The organism is Pseudonocardia sp., assembly GCF_025965585.1.
In the GTDB taxonomy this organism is placed as follows: domain Bacteria; phylum Actinomycetota; class Actinomycetes; order Mycobacteriales; family Pseudonocardiaceae; genus Pseudonocardia.
The window spans coordinates 1-4338 of the sequence record NZ_JAOPWR010000397.1 but is presented as its reverse complement, the minus strand read 5'-3'; the positions used below and the strand labels follow the sequence as shown (position 1 = coordinate 4338).

Sequence of the window (4338 nt, the reverse complement as noted above, 5' to 3'; positions counted from 1 at the left end):
CTAACAGTCGCTATCCCCACCGGGGCAGCGGGCGGGCGAACGGGCGGTGACATCCCCTCACGCACGACCTGGCGAGAGGGAAGACCGGATTCGACGCCGCGCGGTGTCGTCGCACCAGCCCGGACATCGTCCTTTCCCGCCCCCGGCCTCCTTCGTCGACCCTTCCATCCCCCAGCGCCCTGCCGCTCGCCGGCTGACCTCCCAGGAGACCTGATGGACACGCCTCCCAAGACCGCAGTCACGGCAGCGCCGCTGCATCCGCTGCTGGCAGAGCGCTGGAGCCCGCGGTCGTTCGACTCGCGGCACGAGCTCACCGACGTCCAGCTGACCGCATTGCTCGAGGCCGCCCGCTGGGCACCGAGCGCCTCCAACACCCAGCCGTGGCGCCTCGCTGTCACCCGGCGCGGGAGCACCGCGCATGCAACCGTCTTCGACGCCCTCGCGCCGGGCAACCGGGCGTGGGCGCACGCCGCGTCCGCGCTGATCGTCGCGGCCGCCGAGACCGCCGGGCCGGACGGCGCCGATCGGCCATGGGCGATCTACGACACCGGGCAGGCCGTCGCACACCTGTCCGTGCAGGCCCAGCACGAGGGCTTCGCGGTGCACCAGATGGGCGGCTTCGACCGCGACCGCCTCGCCGCCGTCCTCCCACCGCGCGTCACGCCGGTCGCAGTGCTCGCCATCGGCGGGCGGGACGATCCCGCCGGGCTCGCCGAACCGTTCGCCGGCCGGGAGGTCGCCGCTCGCGAGCGGCTGCCGCTCGAGGCGCTGCAGCTGGCCGTCGAGCCCAGGCCTGCCGCTGCTGCCGCCTGATTCCCGCTGAACCGCCGGACCTGAGGGAGCCCGCGCGGTGTCGTCGAACCAGCCCGAACGCCTCGATCTGCCCAATCACCTCCGCCGAAATGGAGCAAGCGATCCCATGAGCACACAGATCTCCGTCCACGACACCACCTACGACCTGCTCCGCAGGCTCGGAATGACAACAGTCTTCGGAAATCCCGGCTCGACGGAACAGACGTTCCTGAAGGACTTTCCCGACGACTTCACGTACATCCTGGCGCTACAGGAAGCATCGGTGGTGGCGATGGCCGACGCGTACGCGCAGGTCACCGGAAAGCCGGCCCTGGTGAACGTCCACACCGCTGCCGGCACCGGGAACGCCATGGGGAGCCTGATAGCGGCCTACGACGCCAAGACTCCACTGATCATCACTGCCGGCCAGCAGCATCGGGAAATGGTGATCAGCGAGCCCTATCTGGCGAATCCCGACGCGACCACGCTGCCCAGACCGTGGGTGAAGTGGGCGTATCAACCTGCTCGCGCCGAGGATGTTCCGGCTGCGTTCATGCGGGCTTATGCGACCGCTCTGCAGCCGCCGGCCGGTCCGGTGTTCCTGTCCATCCCGCTCGACGACTGGGCGAAGCCGGCCCTCGGGCCGGCGCTGTTGCGGGAGGTCAGTCAACGAGTGGCGCCCGATGTCGCTCGGCTGGAGCGTTTCGCGGAGCGGATCAACAACAGCAGTCGCCCCGCTCTCGTGTTCGGCCCGGAGGTCGACCGCAGCGGCGGATGGGATTCCGCCGTCGCGCTCGCGGAGAAGCTGCAAGCGGCGGTGTACGGCTCGTCGCCGCTCGCCGACCGGGTGTCCTTTCCCGAGGACCACCCGCTCTACCAGGGCAACCTGCCGATGACCATCGCAGGGGTGAGTGAGGAGCTCAGGGGGCATGATCTCGTGGTTGTCGTCGGCGCACCGGTCTTCCGTTACTACCCGTTCGTGCCCGGTCGCCTCCTGCCGGAGGGGACCGAACTTCTGCACGTGACCTGCGATCCTGACACCGCGGCCTACGCCAACTCGGGCGACAGTCTGTTGGGCGATGCGAAGCTGACGATCGATCTTCTGATCGACAGGGTCGACAGCCGGTCCGGACGGGTGGCGCCGACTCCGTTGTCGTGGCCGCACCGCTTGCCGAGCAGCCCGAGCACTCCGTTGACCCCCGTCGAGGCCTACGCGGCCCTGCGTGACGTGCGACCGCCGGACGCCGTCCTGGTCAATGAGTCCACGTCCACCATGGCCGTACAGGCCGAATGGCTGCCCACGGTGCGGTCCGGGTCGTTCTTCACCACCGGAAGCGGCGGAATCGGATGGGGTGTGCCGGGTGCGGTGGGTGTCGCGCTGGGTGATCGCGCCCGTGGAACCCGGCGGACCGTCATCGCAACCATCGGGGACGGCTCGTTCCAGTACTCCGTTCAGGCGATCTGGACGGCCGCCCAGCACAAGCTTCCCATCGTGTTCGTGGTCTTCCGGAACGGCGAGTACTCCATCCTCAAGTCGTTCGCGGAGCTCGAGCAGACGCCTGGCGTGCCGGGGATGGATCTGCCCGGGTTGGACATCGGATCCATCGCCGAAGGGTTCGGTTGCCGGGTCGCCCACGCGGAGACAAGCGACGACATCAGGTCCCAGTTCAAGCTCGCGACCGAGGCCGACGGGCCGACGGTCATCGTCGTCCCCACCCAGCCGCAGTACGCGAAGTTGGGTTGATCCACCGCTGATACGGCGTGCCCGGCTCCGGGCACGCCGTATCAGTTGAGGAGTACGGGGCGAGCGGACACCGAAGGTGGCTCAGGTCCCCGGCTACACAGGATCAGCGTCGATCACAACCGCGAGGCCGTCCGCGTCCGAGGTGAACACGCCCGGCGAACGAGACGGCGAAGGGACGATGCGATGCATATGCCGACCGACGCCGACCGGGATTTCTGGCGGGAGATCCTGCTCGCGGGCGGGGGAACCGCAGTGCCGCGGTGGACGTTCGACCCGATCGCAGGTGCCGCCGAGCACGTGGCGACGCTCCCGGACGACCTGCAGGTGGCGGCACACCGGGTGGCCGACCGGCTGGGACTGCCGCTGCGCACGCTTGTGCTGGCCGCGCACGCCAAGGTGCTGGCGGCACTGTCGGGCGACCGGGAGGTCGTGGCCGGCTACGCGGCCAGGGCGGTGGCCTCGTCCTGCCGTGCCCGTTGACGACTACACCACAGACGTGGCGGGGGCTGCTGCTGGAGGCCGCTCTGGTGGAGGTGATCTGCTGTGGCGTCGGGACGTCGTGGTTGACGAGCTGTGCCGCGAGCTGGGCGTTGCCGGGCCGTTGTTCGAGATGACCGGATCAGGATGCAGTTCGCAGGGTCGACGCTCAAGTTCATCCACTGGAGGGGCGAGAACGGCCCGAACGATCAGACTGAGGATTGTCGGTGACCGGCGCTAGGCTCCTGACCAGGATGAATACCAGGCGTGTGGTCGTTCCCGACCTCGGTGACGCGGTCATCGAGGTCGTCAGCGACCTCACGGAGATGCTCATCGCGCTCGTCGACGAAACGCTGGAAAGTGAGCTGCCGTCGGTGCTTGCCGATGGCTTCGGGCTCGAGGCCCTGGACCGGATCTGGGTGCTCATCAAGCCGACTCAGGAGCGCACGGCCCCGCGGCTCTTCGCCCCTGAGTGGCGAGCCGAGTATCTCCGGCTTTCCGTGGTCGAACTCGACGCCGCGGATCTCGCGACCATGGGTGAGGCGATCTGAGCGCTGGGTGCTGGACTGCTGACCGGAGATCCGCAGATCACCGGAGCGCTCGTGGACCTCGCCGGCGCCGTTCCTCCCGCTGCGGCCGCCGGCGAGTCGTCTACTGGGCCCGCGGCTGGTGGCGTGGAGACCAAGCCCAGAACCGCGACGAGTACTAGCAACGACGACCGCGACTTAGCCGCCTACTTCGGGGTTGCGTAACGCCACGCCACGCAACCCCGAAGTAGGGCCCGACACTCACATCAGAGGAGCAGCATGACCCCGATCGCCACACTCATCGTGTTCCTCATCGCCGCGGCGTACACCATCACGATGCTCGTCTGTGCCCTTCGGACGGCGAAGAACACCGAGCGCACGGCAGTGGCAGCCGAGCAGCTCCTTGCTGCCACGACGGCACGACAGCAATACCCGCCGTCCGGACCCGTGGGGTGGTCAGGGTCAGCGCGGCCGTAGACCAAGCTGAGTCCTACGGACCGTTCCGTTGGTCGCCCGAGGCATCCACGGACAGGTCGACACCGTTGACGGCGATCGTTTCCGGCATCAGATCAGCCCCACCATCGCTGCGACGGTGCGGAGCTTCCTGGCAGCGGTATCGCTGGACGTCTCCGGAACCGGGTTGTAGGCGTTCAGGACGACGTTCACATCCCCACTGCTGGACTGCGTGTTGTCCGTGACGGCCGCGTTGAGCTGCAGGGTGGTAGCCCGGACGCCGGCGTCGAGCCTCGACGCCCACTTGTCGATGGCGGCCGGCTGAGCGAACACGTCCTCGAGCTG

At 68.5% G+C, this 4338-nt stretch carries 6 protein-coding genes; 4 read left to right on the top strand and 2 right to left on the bottom strand.

Annotated features, from left to right (window positions below):
- Positions 1 to 213: 213 nt before the first annotated feature.
- The 4 genes from JWR81_RS24680 (at position 214) to JWR81_RS24665 (ending at position 3564) form a co-directional block, all read left to right on the top strand.
- Complete coding sequence (locus JWR81_RS24680) at positions 214 to 813, top strand: nitroreductase family protein (RefSeq protein ID WP_297657869.1); 600 nt, start codon at positions 214 to 216, stop codon at positions 811 to 813.
- Between the two features lie 106 nt (positions 814 to 919).
- Complete coding sequence (gene mdlC, locus JWR81_RS24675; RefSeq protein WP_297657866.1) at positions 920 to 2536, top strand: benzoylformate decarboxylase; 1617 nt, start codon at positions 920 to 922, stop codon at positions 2534 to 2536.
- 183 nt (positions 2537 to 2719) lie between these two features.
- Positions 2720 to 3016: a hypothetical protein gene (locus tag JWR81_RS24670; RefSeq protein ID WP_297657863.1), complete on the top strand. Its 297-nt coding sequence runs from the start codon at positions 2720 to 2722 to the stop codon at positions 3014 to 3016.
- A gap of 266 nt (positions 3017 to 3282) precedes the next feature.
- A complete protein-coding gene (locus tag JWR81_RS24665; protein WP_297657860.1) occupies positions 3283 to 3564 on the top strand; it encodes a hypothetical protein in 282 nt (93 codons plus the stop codon).
- Between the two features lie 242 nt (positions 3565 to 3806).
- On the opposite strand, the gene JWR81_RS24660 is transcribed toward JWR81_RS24665, so the two are convergent.
- Positions 3807 to 3953 carry a hypothetical protein gene (locus JWR81_RS24660; protein ID WP_297657857.1) on the bottom strand — a complete coding sequence of 49 codons (147 nt, stop codon included), beginning with the start codon at positions 3951 to 3953 and terminating at the stop codon, positions 3807 to 3809.
- A 151-nt stretch (positions 3954 to 4104) separates the two neighbouring features.
- The coding region (locus JWR81_RS24655; RefSeq protein ID WP_297657854.1) for a hypothetical protein at positions 4105 to 4338 on the bottom strand (234 nt) is incomplete at its 5' end.